The following is an 18539-nucleotide window of genomic DNA, read 5'->3' on the forward strand; positions in this document are numbered from 1 at the left end:
TGGATATAGTAAAAGGATGTCTCCCAAATGTAAATATTTGTGGAGGCATCCTTTTTTGTTTACTATTCTGCAGATTTAATTCTCTACCGCATTTTTATCGATGTAAGCCATCACATCACTTTTTAATTTTTCCCAGGCATCTTCATGCTCTACATAATAGAGAGGGCATAATTTGCCGGATACGTCATAGTGCCTGATAATATCATCCTTATCTAAATTATACTGACAGCATAACCATGAAACCAGGGCAATTAAGGATTGATAAGTCTTATCATTGAATTTGCCGGTTTCATCCGGATGGCAGCATTCTATGGAGATAGTATCATTGTTACGGTTATTGGAGGCAAATGAGATTTCATTTAAAGGAATACATTGAATAATCTCACCCTTAAGACCAATCACAAAATGACTGCTGGCGGAAGTAGTTTTGTTAATTCTCAAATTCTCAAAGTAATTGCGGTTTGATTCAGCTCCGGTACCCGGATTAGCGGTATAGTGTATAACAACGTTGTTTACTTTGTTTAAAGGAGTCTGTGGTCTGGAATACTCATTGGGGGTTAGAAGCATTTCAGATATTTCCGGTTTACTTATCACTTTGGATGGCTGGAAGAAACCGAATGCAGTGGGAGAGCTGATATCCGCATTTTTTAAAACTGTAACTAACATCATAACGACTGTAAGGATAATTACCATGGCCATAGTTGTTACAGCAATTAACCTAAGGTATTTTTTTCTGCGTTTTTTTCTGTAATATTGTTTCTTGGTAAGCAAGTCAGATCCTGCCTTTCTATCTTAAGCGAATAAAATTAGTGTATTTTCTTACTATATTATTTTTTCATAAATAGAGACTAATTTCAAGAAGAAAAGAATTAATCTTTTTTGCGAATATCTTAATTAAATATGAAGTGAATTTAAGGATTTGGCAAACCTAGAACATAAACATTCCCATGCAGCAATAGAAAGAAGCAAAACCTGCATGGGAATGTTAAACTACAAAAGGATTTATAAAGAAATTACGATATCCCGGTTTATAGGGGTATAGCTGCGGTAGGATATTCCTGCAGCGTTTAACATACGTTTAGAGGCCTTTACAATGTCTGTATCCGCATATTTATCAGATAGATAGATTATTTCTGAAATACCTTTCTGGATCAGTGCTTTCGTACATTCATTACACGGGAAGAGTGTTACATATAATTTAGCACCTTTCATATGGGTTCCTGTATAATTAAGGATAGCATTCATTTCTGCATGGCATACATAAACATATTTAGTTTCCAAGGTTGATCCTTCTCTCTCCCAGGGAAATTCATCATCGGAACAACCTATGGGCATTCCGTTATATCCAACGGAAAGAATTTTGTTATCTTCACTTACAATACAGGCACCCACGCTTGTATTTGGATCTTTGCTGCGCTCCGCTGACAGAAGAGCAATACCCATAAAATATTCATCCCACTTTAAATAATCTTGTCTTTTCATCTGTTAATTCCGCTCCTGTTCCTATATTATTCACTAATATATTTTTGTTGTACATACAGGTAAATTTATTTTAATATTTTAACATATAAAAATTAGAATGTAAATTATATATAAGGGCAGAATAATCCTGTTAAGAGGATAAGTTTACAAAGACTTTACAATATAAAAATACAGGTATAACAATTGAAGTATAAAATTCATCTTGTAAGATAAAAAAACAAAAAATTCTTAGGGGGATACCCAAATATCAGGAGGAAAGAGAATGAAAAAGATAAAGAAAATATTAGTTGCAGTTTTAACAATAGCTATGATAGCTGCATTAAGCGGTTGCAGCAAACAGGGCGGCACCACAACAGATACTACAGAATCAACCAATGAGACAACAAACGAAACAGAGGTAACAACAAAACCGGAAGACACAGCAGAACCTACGGAAGCACCGGCTGGGGATGACTTATCCGGAACGATTACCATAACCGGTTCAACATCAGTGGAAAAACCCTTAACTGCAATGATAGATGAATTTACTGCATTAAATCCGGATGTGACAATTAATTATACCGGAACCGGTTCTTCTGCCGGAATTTCCGATACATTAGCAGGATCTAATGACGTTGGCGCTTCTTCAAGAAACTTAAAACCGGAAGAAAAAGTGGATGGTTTAAAAGAAGTAACTTTTGCTTATGATGGTATTGCGGTGGCAGTAAATCCTAAAAATCCGATTACAGACATATCAACCGAAGATTTAGCTAAAATTTACAGCGGTCAGATTACGAACTGGAAAGATGTAGGTGGTAACGACGCTGATATCGTGGTTGTATCCAGAGAAGGTGCATCCGGAACAAGATCCGCATTTGAAGAGTTAATCAAATTAGAAGATGCAGGCGGTTTAGTAGAAGATGCAACAGTTGTTGAGGGTAACGGTAACGTACAGACTTCAGTAGCAGGCAATGAAAATGCAATTGGTTATGTTTCTTTCTCCTTTATAGATCAAACTGTAAAAGGCATTAATGTAAACGGTGTTGAGGGTACTGCAGAAAAAGCAAAATCAAGTGAATATCCTTTATCCAGACCATTCCTCTTCGTTTACATGGAAGATAAAGCAACACCGGAAGTGAAAGCTTTCCTTGATTTTGCATTAAGTGATGAGGGACAGGGATTTGTTGAAGAACACGGAGGCATAAGAGTAGATTAATGAATAATAATGCATACAAAGAAAATCAGATAAGCAAACGAAAAGAATACCCTGAGAAGGTCTTTCACGGAATATTTCTCTTAAGTGCCTTAGTAAGTGTACTCAGCGTTATCGCCATTATCGTCTTTGTGTTCTCCAAAGGATTAAAACCTTTCTTTGGAGATGATGCATACAGCTTCCTTAAATTTATAACCGGATTAAAATGGGATCCCGGCCATGATGTATATGGTGTATTTTATATGATAGTCGGATCAGTATTAGCAACCCTGGGTGCAATTGTGCTCGGGGTTCCCATTGGTTTATTAACAGCTGTATTCATTGCTGAATTGGCCCCGAACAGATTAGTGGCACTTATTAAACCGGCTATTGAATTGTTGGCCGGTATTCCGTCCGTTATTTATGGAGCTTTTGGTTTGGGGGTAATTGTACCTTTAATTAATAAAGTATCACCGACAGGACAAGGTGAATCCTTACTGGCAGTTATCTGCGTATTAACGATCATGGTATTACCTACCATTATTTCTCTTAGTGAAGCCAGTATCAGGGCAGTTCCAAAATCCTACCGGGAAGCATCCTATGGTTTAGGAGCTTCAAAAATACAAACCATATTTAAATCCGTCGTTCCGGCAGCCCGTTCCGGTATATTGACTGCAACCGTTTTAGGTATTGGCAGGGCAATCGGTGAAACTATGGCAGTAATGATGATTGCAGGTAATAATATTGGTGGACTTCCTACCAGTATCTGGTCCAAAGTCAGACCGTTAACCACTAACATAGCGATGGAGATGGGGTATGCATCGGGAAGACACCAGGATATGTTGTTTGCAACCGGAGTAATTCTCTTCCTGTTCATTATGGTAATAAATATTACATTGATTAAATTGACTGGAAAACTGGGTGAGCAGGGAGCAAGAAATTAATTCGTAAATAGGAGCAAAAGGAATGGAAAAAAGAAATTGGAATGACAGAAAACTGAAAGATGGCATTTTACAGTGGTTCATATATTTATCCACCTTATTAACCGTTATGATTCTGGCTGTAATAATTGGTTTCATTCTATATAAAGGTATCCCCGGAATTAATGTACGCTTTCTCACAAGACAATGGGATGACAAAACAACCTTTGTAAATGTGGTTCAGAAAACAGATTCAGGAGCGAACAAGGAGGCTGAGTATGTTCCATCTCTTGGAATTACTTTAGTCCAGGATGGAGAAAATGTTGTTATAGCAAAGATAGACAGTAATTCGCCGGTAAAAGCAGCCGTAAATATGAAAAAACAAGCTTATGCTTTAAAAGTAAAAGATATTATAACTAAATACGGTGATGTAAAAATTGAAAAAATGACGGTAGAAAAAGCGGCAGAGGTTATGAAAGACGGAACCGGAACGGTCCGTATTAAAGTGACAAGACCAGGCGGAGGTATCGTTCCGATGTTGGTTTCCACGATTTATATTATTTTATTGTCACTGGTAATCGCAGCACCGATTGGGATCAGTTCTGCCATATACTTAAATGAATATGCAAAACGGGGAAGAATTCTTAGTCTAATACGGTTTGCCATTCAGAACCTGGCAGGTATTCCTTCTATAATATACGGTTTGTTCGGTATGTTGTTATTTGTTCAGATTGCAAAAATGGAATATTCCGTATTAGCAGGTGCTTTAACATTAAGTATTTTGTTATTGCCGACGATTATTTCTACTACGGAAGAGGCACTAAAAGAAATACCAAAAGCATATCGGGAATCATCTTTCGGGCTTGGAGCCACAAAACTGCAAACCATAAGCAGAATTATATTGCCGGGTGCCCTGCCTGGTATTCTGGTCGCTATTATTTTAAGTATTGGAAGAATTGTGGGAGAATCTGCGGCATTGATTTGGACTGCAGGTACGGTTGCACAGATTCCGGAGGCCTTAGTGGGTGGCAAGGCCAGTGCCGCAACCCTCACAACTAAAATGTACTGGCTTATAAAAGAAACAGCGGATTTATCCACTGCCAGTTCCATAGCAGTTGTATTGCTGGCTTTAATAATTGCTTTGAATATTGCTTCCAAAATGATTACCAGGGTCTTCTTAAAGAAAAGAGGAACGAATTAATTTGGAGTTAACAGGAGGAAAAAAGGTGAATGATATAATAAAATTTTCGGTGTCGGATTTAGACTTGTTTTACGGTAATTTCCAAGCCTTAAAGAATATAAATATGGAAATAGCAAAAGGAAAAATTACTGCTTTTATCGGACCTTCCGGGTGTGGTAAATCTACTTTTCTTAAAACAATTAACCGAATGAATGATTTAATTGAGGGGGTAAAAATAACCGGTACTATTTCAATGGATGGAGTTGATATTTATAAGGATATGGATGCAATCCAATTAAGAACCAGAGTTGGAATGGTATTCCAACAACCAAATCCATTTCCTATGAGTATTTATGATAATGTTGCTTATGGTCCCAGAATACATGGAATCCGCAAGAAAAATGCATTGGATGAAATAGTGGAAAAATCTCTCAGACAGGCAGCTATCTGGGACGAAGTAAAAGATAAATTAAAGAAAAGTGCTCTGGCGGTTTCCGGGGGGCAGCAGCAGAGAATCTGCATTGCCAGGACGTTAGCAATTGAGCCTGAAGTTATTTTGATGGATGAGCCGACTTCAGCCTTAGACCCCATATCTACGTTAAAAATTGAAGATCTTGCAACAGAATTAAAGCAATTTTATACCATAATAATTGTAACCCATAATATGCAGCAGGCAGGTAGAATATCAGATAAGACCGCATTCTTTTTAACCGGTGAAGTAATAGAATATGGCGAAACAGAACAGATATTTAATAAACCAAGGAATAAAAAGACAGAAGATTACATTACCGGAAGATTTGGTTAATTAATGCTTGATAAATCAGTAAAAAAAACTTAATATGAAATTGTAATAAATTTATTTTTTACGCAATAGATATAACCAATAATAGAATCGTATAAGATGTTTATTATTGAGAAAATATTAAGATAGTCTTTTAAGTTAAGCAGCCTGTGATGGCAGGCAGATAGGAGTTAGAATGAGACAAAGTTTTATTGCACAACTTGAAGAATTAAATAATAATGTAATAAAAATGGGAAGTATATTAGAGTTATCAACAAATGAAATGATTCTGGCACTTAATAGTATCGATGTGGATATAGCGAAAAAAATTATAAAGCGTGATGACGAGATTGATTTACTGGAGCAGCATATAGAAAGAGAGTGCATTAACATTATAGCCAAACAGCAGCCCCTCGCAACCGATCTTAGAAAAATAACATCAATTATGAAAATAATTACTGATATTGAAAGAATTGCTGACCAATGCTCCGATATTTCGGAATATATTATCAAACTGAGTAAAATGCCAAAGATAAATTCTCCGAAATATCTAACAGAGATGATCAGCGCGATGAAAAAGATGGTGATTGATACTATTGACAGCTTTGTAGAAGCAGATTTGGAGAAAGCCTCCAGCGTAATTCCGGCAGATGATGAGGTAGATAAGTATTTCCATATGATAACGTTAGAATTATCTGAAATGATGCAAAACGATTCAAAAACTGTACCTCAATGCATTTGCTATCTTATGATTATAAAATATCTGGAAAGAATGGCAGATCATGCAACGAATATTTCGGAATGGATTACGTTCATCATAACAGGTGATTTGGCTTTAGGCTAAATATATTTAAATGCTTAGCGTTAGTGGAGCGCCAAGGAGCTAAGTTGAAAATAATATTTCAATTAGTAATAACGAATATCATAACTACGTTTTTGATATTAGAAAAGAGGTTATTATGAAATCTATATTAGCGGTTGATGATGAAGAACACATTTTAGAATTGCTTGCCTATAATCTGGAACGAGATGGATATCATGTAATTAAAGCTGAAACAGGGGAAGATGCACTGGATATATTGGATAAAGAAAAAGTAGATATTGTATTATTAGACTGGATGCTTCCCGGAATTGACGGTATAGAAGTATTAAGAAGAATCAGAGCAAATAAAGGACTTCGTACCTTACCGGTTATTTTTTTAACTGCAAAAGGAGATGAAATCAGTAAGGTAGTAGGCCTTGAGGTCGGATCAGATGATTATTTGGTGAAACCTTTTGGAGTTCATGAACTTTTAGCAAGAATTAAAGCCGTATTAAGAAGAAGTGAAAGTAATTTTGAGATAGCAGAAGCAGAAAAAGAAGAGAAGATAGTCGTTGATTATCTGGAAATAAATCGTGCCAGGAGAACCGTCACCGTAAAAGGTGTTCCAGTGGAGTTGTCATTTAAAGAATTTGAGTTACTATATCTGCTTGCAAAAAACAGAGGTATCGTTTTTACCAGAGATAACCTTTTAGAAAAGGTATGGGGATATGATTACATTGGGGAGACCAGAACCGTAGATGTTCATGTAAGTAACTTAAGGAAAAAAATTGAACAGGATGAAAGTCATCCTGTCTATATTAAAACGGTAAGAGGAATGGGGTATAAATTTGCATAAGGGAGGTTTTACTAATGCATAAAAAATTAATTATAAGTTATTTGACAATAATCTTATTGGCCATTGGTATCTCCACAGGTATTTTCTGGAGTAAAGGGTATCAGTTTATTTATACGCAGAGCCAGAACTATTATTTAACTCAGGCGAAATTAATGGCAGATATATTTTCGAATGAAGATTTTAAAAATATTCAGGATTATGAAACCTTTGTTAGCAGATATGCTGATAAATATAATGTAAGAATTACGATAATTGACCGGAATGGTGAGGTTTATGCTGACTCCGATACAAGTCAGCCGCTAGAGAACCATAAAAACCGGGAAGAAGTAAAAAAAGCTTTAAACGGTGAGAGTGTTACAGTTAACCGTTATTCGAAAACTATGGGACAACAATATTCTTACAGCGCAGTACCGGTTAAAAGTGATGATCTGGATGGAGTACTTAGGGTATCGTTGCCGCTGTCTGAGCTCAAAGCTTTAAACGGACATATGTTTTATTCTATTATATATGCTATCCTGATTTGTTTTATTATTGCTGTAGTTGCTGCAATTCTATTTACCGGGATTTTGGCGAAACCATTTCATGAAGTTGCTGAAGCGGCTGAGCGTATATCAAATGGAGATTATAACATTAAAATTTATACAAGGGATAAGTCGGTGGTAGGTAAATTAGCGGAATCCTTTAATATTATGTCTAAAAACCTAAAAGGTACCATAGAGAATCTGACACAGCGAAACGCGGAATTGGAAGCAATGTTAAGCAGTATGACTGCCGGGGTTGTAGCAATTGATGATTCGAATGAAATATTATTCTTTAATAAAGCATTTTTAGAAATCGTAAATCCTGCAAATAAAGAAATTCTGGGTCATTCCCTTTATAATATATTAAGAAATGCGGCTGTTTTTGATGCAATTGATGAGGTTCGTGACAAAAATATTAGCGTGGAGGAAGAGGGTACCCTTGCGAGGGAAAACCTAAGGAATATCCGTGTAACTGCTACCCCCCTGGGGTTGGATGATGCTAAATATTTTGGAGTTTTATTAATTATTGAGGATATTACCAAAATTAAGAAACTGGAAAGTATACGAAGTGATTTTGTATCAAACGTAACACACGAGTTAAAAACACCGCTTACATCAATACGTGGTTTTATCGATACTTTAAAAGGCGGGGCTATTAAAGAGGAAGCGGTGGCAAACCGTTTTCTTGATATTATTGATATAGAAGCCGAACGTTTATTCAGCCTGATTCAAGACATTCTTCTCCTATCGGAAATAGAATCAAAAAGGGAATATGAAACCATACCCTTGGATTTAAATGAATGCATTAATTCTGTAATAGAACTTTTAGAATCAAAACCATCGGATAAGGTTACGATTATTTTTGAACCGGAACCGTATTTAAAACCGTTCCTTTGTAACCCTGACCGTATGAAGCAATTATTAATTAACCTGCTGGACAATGCAATTAAATATACGGAGGAAGGCAGTATAACCATAAGTTGTAAGGAAGAAGACAATAAGTTAATTATCAGGATTAAAGATACCGGAATCGGTATCGGGAAAGAACATTTATCACGTATCTTTGAACGTTTTTACCGCGTGGATAAAGGCCGTTCACGAAAACAGGGAGGAACCGGTCTGGGATTGTCTATTGTTAAGCATATAGTAGAACTTTATAGCGGTAATATTCAGGTGGATAGTAAACCGGGAGAAGGTACGGAATTTAAGATAAGTTTTCCGTATAGTGGTAATCAGAAATAAGTTGTTGTATAATTTGAAATTGACCTTTTGACCTAGAAGCTAAAACAGGTAATTGCAAAATAATTGTTATCTTTCAGAAAACAATATAGATTTGCAATTACCTGTTTTTTAATAATACCTATGATTATTCGTGAAATCGTAACTATTACGGCCTCTTTTTTTACTTTTGGAGAATAGAAACAAAACCAGACTGCCAAGTACTACAAAAGTTATAATTACCATAAGTTCATGTAAGAAAAAAGTATCCGGCAAAATAGTTATAACAGGGTCTGTAACCGGATCAAACAGCCAATAATTATTTCGAAAGAATATCTTATGGAATAGAATAAAGGTCTCATCAAAATTAATAGAGCAGCCTATTGCCGCTATGGCAGGAATAACAAGAACGGTGACGGAAGATACCATCAGGTAACTAAAGTCCTTTTTCCTGCGTTTATAAAATATAATAATAATAGCTGCAATTAAAGCTACAATACCAATGTAATAAAAGGATACAAAGATATTTTTAACTTCAGAAAAATGTGTAAGCCCAGAGGAAGAAGCAGGCAGGGTTGGAAACTTAAGATCTCCTTTATAAAAAGGAGAATTATAGTCAATAAGAGCATCATAGTTTTCGATTATAACATCTCGGCTGATTCCCGAGGATGCTTCAATATTTAAGTTCGTTATATCCAGATAATAAATAAATCTGAAGTTAACGGCAGCTATAACACCGATGGAAATGAACAATAAGGTAAATACTAATCCGATTAAAATGTCTGTAAATTTAAACCTTTTCATAAAAAGACTCCTTATATTAAGTATGGCTGCGCTAATTAAGTGCAGTGCAGTAGCTGGAAATTCAAGCAGGTAATTGCCATGATGTCAGGCGGTTAATACTCTAGTATAACCAATTATTATAATAATCATTATATAACAAAACACATAGTTATTCAATTCATGATTTTCTAAGGCCGGCTAAATCATTACAGTCCAGTCTTGCGGCTAAATTGTAATATGCAATCATACTGAGTAATTTGAGCTTAGAAACATAACATTTCACTTAAATTATTAGCAGGATTTATGGCTTTTCATTAACATAAATGAAGAATAGGAGACATAAAAGGGATTGTAATTTAAAATAATGTATAGTAAACTATAAATAGAATTTGTACGACTGGCGGAAAGTGGGAGTTTACCCATGGGGAGTACAAAATAAAATAATCAGCCGACCGCCTGGGCAGCCTAAAGTAACCTTATATATTATAAGGAAGTTACTGGGTTACCTGGGCGTTTTTTTATTTCATTATCGAAACATTAACCATTGAAAAGGAGAGTAACATGAGAGCATTAATTAGCGTATCGGACAAAACTGGAATAGTTGAATTTGCAAAGGAATTGGTATCGATGGGAATTGAAATCATTTCCACGGGAGGCACTTATAACAAGTTGAAAGAAGCCGGAGTAGCTGCCATAGAAATTTCTGAATTAACCGGTTTCCCTGAATGTCTTAATGGACGGGTAAAAACCCTGCACCCAATCGTTCATGCAGGTCTGCTTGCCATGAGAAGTAAACCGGATCATATGAAACAATTAAAAGATTTAAACATAGAAACCATTGACCTGGTCGTGGTTAATTTATACCCCTTTAAAGCAACTATATTAAAAGATAATGTAACCAGAGACGCAGCAGTTGAAAATATCGATATCGGCGGTCCTACCATGCTGCGCTCTGCAGCGAAAAATTATCAGGATGTTACGGTCATTGTGGATCCGGATGATTATAAAGAAGTATTGGAGCAGTTGAAATCCAAAGGGGAAGTATCCTTAGACACCAAATTTTATCTAATGCAGAAAGTATTTATGCATACTGGGAGTTATGATACCATGATTGCTGATTATTTAAAAAATCAAAGAAATGACCATGATCTTCCTGATACCCTGACCTTAACCTATGAAAAAGTGCAGGATATGAGGTATGGTGAAAATCCTCACCAAAAAGCTGCATTTTACAGAGAAATCGGTAAGAAAAAAGGTTCTATAACGGACGCGGTACAACTGAATGGGAAAGAACTGTCTTTTAATAATATTAATGATACCAATGGTGCTCTGGAATTATTAAAAGAATTCACAGAACCTACGGTGGTAGCCTGCAAGCATGGTAATCCATGCGGTGTTGGCAGTGCTGATAATATATTAGACGCCTGGACGAAAGCCTTTGAAGCAGATAAAGTGTCTATTTATGGCGGTATTGTGGTAATTAACAGAGAAGTTACCGTTAAGTTAGCCGAAGAAATGAAAAAAGTCTTTCTGGAAGTAATTGTGGCTCCCGGTTATGAGAAAGCAGCACTTGAACTCCTGCAAACCAAGAAAAATGTCAGAGTGTTGGAATTAAAGGATATAAGTGTACCACAGGATGAGAATGCCTATGATTTAAAGAAAGTTAACGGTGGTTTAATTGTGCAGACGATAGACAGTAAACTATTAGTTGAAGAGGATTTAAAAGTTGTTACCGATCGTAAACCAACTGATAAAGAAATGGAAGATATGCTCTTTGCCTGGAGAGTGGTTAAATTCGTAAAATCGAATGGTATAGCTCTTGCAAAAGATAAGCAAACCATAGGAATCGGACCGGGCCAGGTTAATCGTGTATGGTCTACAAAACAATGTATTGAGCATGCGGCAGAATTAATTAATGAAGATGCAACGAAAGGTGCCGCACTGGCATCCGATGCATATTTCCCTTTTGATGACAGTGTGGAAGCTGCTCACCAGGCTGGCATTACTGCCATTATTCAACCAGGCGGCTCCATCCGTGATGAGGATTCTATTAAGAAATGCAACGAATACGGTATAGCAATGGTATTTACCGGAATGAGACACTTTAAACATTAAATTTAAAAAACACAAAAAGACAAAAAAGAGGATGTCTGGTCTTAGACCTTAAGACATCCTCTTTTCGTTATAACCTTTACGTATAAATCCATATATATGATTAATTAAAATTAAATTCATTAACATGTTTATCATTTATTACGTATAACTCTTGATTATAACTAACTTCATAAACGAAATTAAAGCTTTGTTACATTAGCAGCCTGAGGTCCTTTTTCTCCGTTAACAACTTCGAATTGAACTTCCTGTCCTTCTTCCAAAACTTTGAAGCCATCCATATTAAGCGCGGAGAAATGTACGAATACATCATTACCTTCTTCGTCTGATAGGAAACCAAACCCCTTTTTAGCATTAAACCATTTTACTGTACCCTTTTTCATAAATTGCCTCCTAGTGCTCTTAAAAAATTGAATTATGTTATATACCATTATATTTAATGATAGACTTAATTTACCACAAAAGGTATTAAATGTCAATCTTTGGAGCAAATACAAATGCCCAAATTTACTGATATTTTTTAGTATAAATGTCTTATTAATCAATAAATAATTACGTATTAGAGACTGATTTTTAATCAAATTTTAATTTATACATAAGGCTGGTTTAATCTATAAGGCATATGATAAAAGTAATCAAGAGAAAAAGAATGAAAGGAGGGAACGATATGCTGTTAGCTTTTCAGGTCTTAATATCATGTATGGCTGGTATTTTTGCAGGTGTTTCAGTGTACAAATTAGTGCTTGCTCCGTTAAGAAAGGCACAAAACACCTGTGAGCCTAAGACAACAGAATTAGTGGGATTAAAAGCAACGGTGTCGGAAGACATCAGTTTTGAAGAATTCGGTGAGATAAGGTATGTTTTAAACAGAAACAGTTTCACCTCACCTGCTAAAGCAACAAATAGAGGTCAAATAAAAGCAGGGAAAGATGTTGTAATCTGTTGGATTGAAGACGATGTTTTCTATGTAGCCAGTATGGATGATATGGAAGAGCTGGATACAGCTAAGATAAGAGCAGATTCGGTTTTTGATCATTCATAAGAGAGTTTTAAATTGTAGAGCAAAAAAATATAAAGACTGCCAGCTTGCACTTTGGCAGTCTTTATAAAGCCCCGATTATTTAACATCACCTGTATTAACTTCTTCTTCTACTACAGTTACTTTACACATACCCATTTTGCCATTGCTGATAGCAGCAAATATATATGTGGAGCCAGCCTTTTTGGCTGTAATTCTCCCACCTGCGCTAACACTGGCTACTTCTGGGTCATTGCTGGAGAATTTCGCTTCTTCCACAGTATTATTTGGCTTTAAAATTGCTGTTAATGAAGTTCTGCTTCCAGCTGTCATGGTAACTTCAGATTTGGTCAATATAACGCTGATTGCCGGAGGTCCTACTGTTACTTCACATTCCAGTGTAGCAATAGTTTTCAGGCCGTCCTTGACAGTTACGGTAATAATTGCCTTTCCGAAATCTACAGCTGTAATAATACCTGTATCATCTACGGTAGCTATGGAAGTAGAATCCGATTTGTAGGATACCTTATGGCTGTCCAAAATATTATATATTTTAAGAGCATATGTGGTATCTTTTACAAGTGATGTACTACTTACATTGAGCTTAATCGCATTTTGATCCTCATCAACCGTGGATGCTTTCGCAATGATACTATTACCGGCAATAGGAACTGGTATGATTACAGTGAAGAATAAATACAAGCCCAGTGCCAACAGACACTTTCTAAATAAAAATTTTCTCATGGCTTTGTCCTCCAAAATTTCATTCTTCCCCAGGTTGTCTGCATATGCAAACATAATAGTAAAAAAAGAATTTTTCACACTCACCTATCATAAAATTACTATAATACTAGTTTTTGTCAGAAACGTGGCAAAATCTTAAAAAAAACTTAAGAATTAAAGGAGAATTTTAATATATATTGTTCCATTTACTCTTGTTTTTAACCGGACTTATACGCTATAATATTTAAGGATACAAAAATATACAAAACATAATTGTACTATATCTAATATATATAATGTTTTAAATTAATCGGAGGAAAACACCATGCAATATATTTTAATTGCGGATGACAATCATGATATCACTGATGTATTATCTACATATTCCAAAAAAGAAGGATTAGAGCCAATCATTGCTTATGACGGGGAAGAAGCATTTCGTTTATTCGAACATTATAACCCGGCTGCTGTGTTACTTGATGTTATGATGCCTAAAGAAGATGGTTATGAGGTATGCCGTAAGATTCGTGCAAAATCAAATGTGCCGGTTATTTTAATTACAGCCAGAGGTGAAGATTTTGAACGAATTATGGGACTGGATATCGGAGCAGACGATTATATTGTAAAACCTTTTAGTCCAAGTGAAGTAATGGCCCGTATCAGGGCAGTTCTGAGGAGAATGACGCGGACAGAAAAAGATATAAAGTCCGGTAATATAATATCCTTATGTGATATGATAATTAATCTAGATGAATATACCCTACATATAAACGGTAAAAAAATGTCACTAACCAAAAAAGAGATTGAAACCATGTGGACTTTAGCAAAAAACCCGAACAAAGTCTTTACCAGGGATAATTTATTAGACAGTTTGTGGGGGTTTGATTATTTTGGTGACAGCCGTACTGTAGATTCACATATTAAACGTCTCAGAGCAAAATTAGACGCTGTGGAACATCCGGATTGGAATATTAAGACAATCTGGGGCGTTGGTTACAAATTCGAGATTGCAGAGTAAATATTAACGTAAAGGGAGTCAGGGGTACCCAAAGGCCAGTGCAAAATCTGTTTATATTTTCATCATACACAAGATTTTGCAGACCTCTTCCTTTTATTTTGGATACAACATCACATTCAGAAATGTGAAACGAACAGGTGTAAAATGGATAAGAAGAATAAAGGCAGGTCAAGAAGCCGGCTTTTTTTAAAAGTATACATAAATTATGCAATTATGTTAACGGTATTAGCTATATTAGTAGGGCTTATATTTTTAAATTTATATAAGACAAAAACTGTGGAAAATTACAAACAAAAGTTATTAAAACAGGCTACAAGTATATCGATAAAATTAGCAAAAAGAATCATAGATAATGATGATGATAGTTATTTGGAGTATATTCAGATATTAGATGATATGGATACGGAAGAATCGGATATCTGGACTATATCAAATCCAAATGCTGCTTCTCCCATGGATAAAAAGCTGGAAAATGTAGATTTAAATGATGTTACTTTGTCAAAAGATTGTGTTGATGTAATAAACGCAGCATATCATAATGAAAAGATGTACGCCAGCGGATATTTTGAAGAATTTGGTGGAGTATTTGCTATTTTAGGAATGCCGGTAAGAGTGAATGGAGAAGTAGTAGGTGCTATTTTACTCAGGTCAGCAATCAAGGATCAGGAGGATATCATACGAAGCAGTATGTATCTTATATTTCTTAGTGTCGGAGTGGCTCTTTTTATATCCTTTGTCATTTCTATTTTCTTTGCGAAAGGAATATCTAATCCAATCTCCAGAATGCGCAATACGGCATTGGAATTAGCAGACGGTAAATATGAGAGTAAGACAAATATTAACCGAAAAGATGAAATCGGAGATTTAGCAAAAACCATTGATATTTTGGCTGACGAACTAAAAGAAAATGAAATTGAGCGCCAGAACAGGGAACAGGCACGGATTGATTTCTTTGCGAATGTATCCCATGAACTCAGAACTCCTATTACCGTTATCCGTGCTTATACGGAAACCTTGGTTGACGGTGTTATTACGGATGAGGAAAAGAAAAATCAATACTACTCAAGGATGTTATCGGAATGTAAAGGTATGGAGCGGTTAGTCGGCGATCTTCTGCTGCTGTCTAAAATGCAAAATCCTGATTTTGTTGTTGAGAAAGAACCTGTTAATATAATTCAGGTTTTTGATGAACTGATACGAAGTATACGCGCCATCAGTGAGGAGAAAAATATTTCAATCGAATTTAAAAAGGATCAGCCGTTTTATATGATGATGGGTGATTATGACCGCCTACGGCAGATGTTCCTTATCATTTTAGATAATGCCATTAAGTTCTCAAATGAAAATTCTACCATACACATAATTTTATCTAAGTTGGACAAACTAAAAATATCAATTAGAGATGAGGGCATTGGAATTTCGAAAGAAGATTTACCGAGTATTTTTGATAAATTTTACAAGTCAAAATTAAAACAAAATAAACAAGGATCCGGCCTTGGACTTGCTATCGCCAAACAAATTGCAATGAAACACGGTGGTAATATAGAAGTTTACAGTACCTTAGGAAACGGTACGGAATTTGTTTTTACTTTCCAATGCTTGGAAGAATATGTAGAAGAGTTAAACATTTAGGGCTAATTATGTCACAAAAAACTTGAAAAATTGATTATTGTAAGGTATAATAAAGTCACAAGTAGTTCCTGGGATGTACGACACTCCTGTTATTTTGAACCTACATGATATAAAAAGGGATTCCTACATCTGTAAGATTATGTCAGGCCACCATATGCAGTGGAAGACAGAGGCTTATGTGCGGAAACCCACCTAGCTTGGCTAGGAGTCAAAATACAGGAAACGGCGTTTCGGGTACATGAACAAAAGATGAAGGGCAGCTTTAGCTGCCTTTTTTTAAAGTGTTATAAAGAGCGCAGATGGGAGTCTAAATGAATCACGGATTTATTAAAGTTGCAGCGGCAACACCTAAGATACAGGTTGCAGGGTGCAAATACAATGCAGACAGAATAATTGAGATCATTGATAAAGCAGAGAATAATCATGTGAAAGTACTGGTGTTTCCTGAATTATGCCTAACCGGATATACTTGCGGGGAGTTGTTTTTACAGGACACTTTATTAAATAGTGCGTTGGAACAACTAGGCAGGATTGTAGAATTTACACTTGGTAAGGATGTTTTCGTTACTCTTGGAGTTCCTGTATGTACCGAAGGAAAATTATATAATACCGCAGCAATGATACAGAACGGACAGCTGTTAGGGTTGGTACCGAAGAAAAATCTGCCGAATTATTCTGAATTTTATGAAGCAAGATATTTTAATCCAGGCCATGAGAAAATCGAATTTATTATGGTTAATGGTAAAAAAATACCTATGGGTATTAATATACTGTTTCGATGCGCTAATTTACCATCCTTAACCATTGGTATTGAAATCTGCGAGGATTTATGGGTTCCAGAACCGCCGAGTGTCAGACATTCAATGGCAGGAGCAACAGTTATATTGAATTTATCTGCCAGTGATGAAACGACAGGGAAAGATATTTATCGACGTGATTTGATTAAAATGCAATCCGCCAGATTAGTCTGCGGATATATCTATGCGGATGCCGGAGAAGGGGAATCGACGACGGATTTAGTATTTGCCGGGCATAACCTTATTGCTGAGAATGGAACTATATTAAAACAATCAAAACGTTTTGAGAATGAATTTATTTTTTCTGAACTGGATGTGCAGAAGTTAATGAATGAAAGAAGAAGGATGACTACCTTTACACCTACGTCCTTTCAGGAATATGAAATTATAGAATTTAAGTACCGGTTAAGTGATCCTCTGCCGGAAACAAAATTAACTCGATTTATAGATAAAGCACCGTTTGTACCTGGTGTAAAAGAAGACCGAGACAGAAGATGTGAGGAAATTATTCATATACAGGCTTATGGTTTAAAGAAAAGATTGGAACATACCAGTGCCAGGAATGCTGTAATCGGTATATCCGGCGGTTTGGATTCTACCCTTGCACTGTTAGTTACCTGTAAGGCCTTTGATCTGCTTAACTTAGACAGAAAAGGAATTATTGCAGTGACCATGCCTTGTTTTGGTACAACGGATCGTACTTATCAGAATGCCCTTTCTTTAGCTGAACATCTTGGAACTTCCTTAATGGAGATCCCGATACAGGAAGCTGTGTTACTTCATTTTAAAGACATCGGTCAGGATAGGGATAATCATGATATTACCTATGAGAATTCACAGGCCAGGGAAAGAACACAGATTATAATGGATTTAGCCAATAAATATAATGGTTTTGTTATTGGAACGGGAGATATGTCAGAGCTTGCGCTTGGTTGGGCGACCTATAACGGCGATCATATGTCCATGTATGGCGTAAATTCTTCCGTACCTAAGACATTAGTGCGGTATTTAGTTTCTTATTTTGCGGAAACAGCAGAAGAGGTAAGTTTAAAACATGTCTTATTTGATATTTTAGATACTCCTGTCAGTCCGGAACTACTGCCACCGGTGGAAGGTTTAATCTCACAAAAAACGGAAGACATTGTAGGGCCTTATGAATTACATGATTTTTATATGTATTACATCTTAAGGTTTGGTTTCACCCCATCCAAAATATACCGATTGGCCGTTATTGCGTTTGACGGGACATATGAGAAAGATATAATTTTAAAGTGGCTGAGAGTATTTTACCGTCGTTTCTTTTCTCAGCAGTTTAAGAGATCCTGTCTGCCGGATGGGCCTAAGGTCGGATCCGTTGCAGTATCTCCCAGAGGAGATCTTCGAATGCCAAGTGATGCCAGTGCTGCTCTGTGGCTTGAGGATCTTAACAAGATACAGTAAATTATATTACTAACTAAATAAGAAAAATACAGGGGGATAAATGTGAAAGAAAAAATACTTAAAGAAAGGGAATGCCACAAATTAA

17 protein-coding genes, 1 other RNA gene and 1 riboswitch are annotated in these 18539 nt (G+C 36.0%); of the genes, 13 read left to right on the forward strand and 5 right to left on the reverse strand.

Annotation, left to right across the window (positions count from 1 at the left end; translation table 11 throughout):
• Positions 1-75 precede the first annotated feature (75 nt).
• Together RBU59_RS19245 and RBU59_RS19250 are read right to left on the reverse strand one after the other, a co-directional pair.
• A complete protein-coding gene (locus tag RBU59_RS19245; protein WP_308144099.1) occupies positions 76-771 on the reverse strand; it encodes a peptidoglycan recognition protein family protein in 696 nt (231 codons plus the stop codon).
• Positions 772-1002: 231 nt separating this feature from the next.
• On the reverse strand, positions 1003-1482 hold the full coding sequence (locus RBU59_RS19250) for a deoxycytidylate deaminase (RefSeq protein WP_308144100.1): 480 nt from the start codon (positions 1480-1482) through the stop codon (positions 1003-1005).
• Between the two features lie 262 nt (positions 1483-1744).
• Between RBU59_RS19250 and RBU59_RS19255 the strand changes: the two genes are divergently transcribed.
• From RBU59_RS19255 to RBU59_RS19285, 7 genes are all read left to right on the forward strand, one after another.
• Positions 1745-2677 (forward strand): phosphate ABC transporter substrate-binding protein, encoded by a 933-nt coding sequence (locus tag RBU59_RS19255; protein WP_308144101.1) that lies wholly within the window; start codon positions 1745-1747, stop codon positions 2675-2677.
• A complete protein-coding gene (gene pstC, locus RBU59_RS19260; RefSeq protein WP_308144102.1) occupies positions 2677-3597 on the forward strand; it encodes a phosphate ABC transporter permease subunit PstC in 921 nt (306 codons plus the stop codon). The genes RBU59_RS19255 and pstC overlap by 1 nt, the downstream gene beginning before the upstream one ends.
• A 22-nt stretch (positions 3598-3619) precedes the next feature.
• Positions 3620-4774, forward strand: a complete 1155-nt coding sequence (gene pstA / locus RBU59_RS19265) for a phosphate ABC transporter permease PstA (RefSeq protein WP_308144103.1) — start codon at positions 3620-3622, stop codon at positions 4772-4774.
• Positions 4775-4799: 25 nt separating this feature from the next.
• Positions 4800-5558: a phosphate ABC transporter ATP-binding protein PstB gene (pstB, locus tag RBU59_RS19270; protein WP_308144104.1), complete on the forward strand. Its 759-nt coding sequence runs from the start codon at positions 4800-4802 to the stop codon at positions 5556-5558.
• Positions 5559-5730: 172 nt separating this feature from the next.
• Positions 5731-6378 (forward strand): phosphate signaling complex protein PhoU, encoded by a 648-nt coding sequence (gene phoU / locus RBU59_RS19275; protein WP_308144105.1) that lies wholly within the window; start codon positions 5731-5733, stop codon positions 6376-6378.
• Between the two features lie 115 nt (positions 6379-6493).
• Positions 6494-7192, forward strand: a complete 699-nt coding sequence (locus tag RBU59_RS19280; RefSeq protein ID WP_308144106.1) for a response regulator transcription factor — start codon at positions 6494-6496, stop codon at positions 7190-7192.
• 14 nt (positions 7193-7206) lie between these two features.
• Positions 7207-8955 (forward strand): sensor histidine kinase, encoded by a 1749-nt coding sequence (locus RBU59_RS19285; RefSeq protein ID WP_308144107.1) that lies wholly within the window; start codon positions 7207-7209, stop codon positions 8953-8955.
• A 108-nt stretch (positions 8956-9063) separates the two neighbouring features.
• Here RBU59_RS19285 and RBU59_RS19290 read toward each other — a convergent pair whose 3' ends face one another.
• Positions 9064-9735, reverse strand: a complete 672-nt coding sequence (locus tag RBU59_RS19290) for a TIGR01906 family membrane protein (protein WP_308144108.1) — start codon at positions 9733-9735, stop codon at positions 9064-9066.
• A 362-nt stretch (positions 9736-10097) separates the two neighbouring features.
• A riboswitch (ZMP/ZTP riboswitch) is annotated at positions 10098-10183 on the forward strand.
• A gap of 92 nt (positions 10184-10275) precedes the next feature.
• Between RBU59_RS19290 and purH the strand changes: the two genes are divergently transcribed.
• A complete protein-coding gene (purH, locus tag RBU59_RS19295) occupies positions 10276-11829 on the forward strand; it encodes a bifunctional phosphoribosylaminoimidazolecarboxamide formyltransferase/IMP cyclohydrolase (RefSeq protein WP_308144109.1) in 1554 nt (517 codons plus the stop codon).
• A gap of 179 nt (positions 11830-12008) precedes the next feature.
• Here the strand turns inward: purH and RBU59_RS19300 are convergent, their stop codons facing one another.
• Positions 12009-12209 (reverse strand): cold-shock protein, encoded by a 201-nt coding sequence (locus tag RBU59_RS19300; RefSeq protein ID WP_161836471.1) that lies wholly within the window; start codon positions 12207-12209, stop codon positions 12009-12011.
• Positions 12210-12493: 284 nt separating this feature from the next.
• Here RBU59_RS19300 and RBU59_RS19305 point away from each other — a divergent pair, with 284 nt between their 5' ends.
• The gene (locus RBU59_RS19305; protein ID WP_308144110.1) at positions 12494-12868 is read left to right on the forward strand and encodes a hypothetical protein; all 375 of its coding nucleotides are present in this window, start codon (positions 12494-12496) and stop codon (positions 12866-12868) included.
• A 75-nt stretch (positions 12869-12943) separates the two neighbouring features.
• On the opposite strand, the gene RBU59_RS19310 is transcribed toward RBU59_RS19305, so the two are convergent.
• The gene (locus RBU59_RS19310; RefSeq protein ID WP_308144111.1) at positions 12944-13588 is read right to left on the reverse strand and encodes an Ig-like domain-containing protein; all 645 of its coding nucleotides are present in this window, start codon (positions 13586-13588) and stop codon (positions 12944-12946) included.
• 304 nt (positions 13589-13892) lie between these two features.
• On the opposite strand from RBU59_RS19310, the gene RBU59_RS19315 reads away from it, so the two are divergent.
• From RBU59_RS19315 to RBU59_RS19330, 4 genes are all read left to right on the forward strand, one after another.
• A complete protein-coding gene (locus RBU59_RS19315) occupies positions 13893-14585 on the forward strand; it encodes a response regulator transcription factor (protein ID WP_308144112.1) in 693 nt (230 codons plus the stop codon).
• A gap of 144 nt (positions 14586-14729) precedes the next feature.
• The gene (locus RBU59_RS19320) at positions 14730-16217 is read left to right on the forward strand and encodes a sensor histidine kinase (RefSeq protein ID WP_308144113.1); all 1488 of its coding nucleotides are present in this window, start codon (positions 14730-14732) and stop codon (positions 16215-16217) included.
• A gap of 62 nt (positions 16218-16279) precedes the next feature.
• Positions 16280-16458, forward strand: a non-coding RNA gene (gene ssrS / locus RBU59_RS19325) — 6S RNA.
• A 70-nt stretch (positions 16459-16528) separates the two neighbouring features.
• Complete coding sequence (locus RBU59_RS19330) at positions 16529-18454, forward strand: NAD(+) synthase (RefSeq protein ID WP_308144114.1); 1926 nt, start codon at positions 16529-16531, stop codon at positions 18452-18454.
• Positions 18455-18539: the final 85 nt, after the last annotated feature.

Origin of the sequence: Anaerocolumna sp. MB42-C2 (assembly GCF_030913705.1) — a bacterium.
Classification (GTDB): Bacteria; Bacillota; Clostridia; order Lachnospirales; family Lachnospiraceae; genus Anaerocolumna.

Excerpts from the sequence above, each read along its gene's own strand:
- RBU59_RS19250 (WP_308144100.1), bottom strand. The coding sequence starts at position 1,482 with ATGAAAAGACAAGATTATTTAAAGTGGGATGAATATTTTATGGGTATT.
- RBU59_RS19255 (WP_308144101.1), top strand. The coding sequence starts at position 1,745 with ATGAAAAAGATAAAGAAAATATTAGTTGCAGTTTTAACAATAGCTATG.
- pstC (WP_308144102.1), top strand. The coding sequence starts at position 2,677 with ATGAATAATAATGCATACAAAGAAAATCAGATAAGCAAACGAAAAGAA.
- pstA (WP_308144103.1), top strand. The coding sequence starts at position 3,620 with ATGGAAAAAAGAAATTGGAATGACAGAAAACTGAAAGATGGCATTTTA.
- phoU (WP_308144105.1), top strand. The coding sequence starts at position 5,731 with ATGAGACAAAGTTTTATTGCACAACTTGAAGAATTAAATAATAATGTA.
- RBU59_RS19280 (WP_308144106.1), top strand. The coding sequence starts at position 6,494 with ATGAAATCTATATTAGCGGTTGATGATGAAGAACACATTTTAGAATTG.
- RBU59_RS19285 (WP_308144107.1), top strand. The coding sequence starts at position 7,207 with ATGCATAAAAAATTAATTATAAGTTATTTGACAATAATCTTATTGGCC.
- RBU59_RS19290 (WP_308144108.1), bottom strand. The coding sequence starts at position 9,735 with ATGAAAAGGTTTAAATTTACAGACATTTTAATCGGATTAGTATTTACC.
- purH (WP_308144109.1), top strand. The coding sequence starts at position 10,276 with ATGAGAGCATTAATTAGCGTATCGGACAAAACTGGAATAGTTGAATTT.
- RBU59_RS19300 (WP_161836471.1), bottom strand. The coding sequence starts at position 12,209 with ATGAAAAAGGGTACAGTAAAATGGTTTAATGCTAAAAAGGGGTTTGGT.
- RBU59_RS19305 (WP_308144110.1), top strand. The coding sequence starts at position 12,494 with ATGCTGTTAGCTTTTCAGGTCTTAATATCATGTATGGCTGGTATTTTT.
- RBU59_RS19310 (WP_308144111.1), bottom strand. The coding sequence starts at position 13,588 with ATGAGAAAATTTTTATTTAGAAAGTGTCTGTTGGCACTGGGCTTGTAT.
- RBU59_RS19315 (WP_308144112.1), top strand. The coding sequence starts at position 13,893 with ATGCAATATATTTTAATTGCGGATGACAATCATGATATCACTGATGTA.
- RBU59_RS19320 (WP_308144113.1), top strand. The coding sequence starts at position 14,730 with ATGGATAAGAAGAATAAAGGCAGGTCAAGAAGCCGGCTTTTTTTAAAA.
- RBU59_RS19330 (WP_308144114.1), top strand. The coding sequence starts at position 16,529 with ATGAATCACGGATTTATTAAAGTTGCAGCGGCAACACCTAAGATACAG.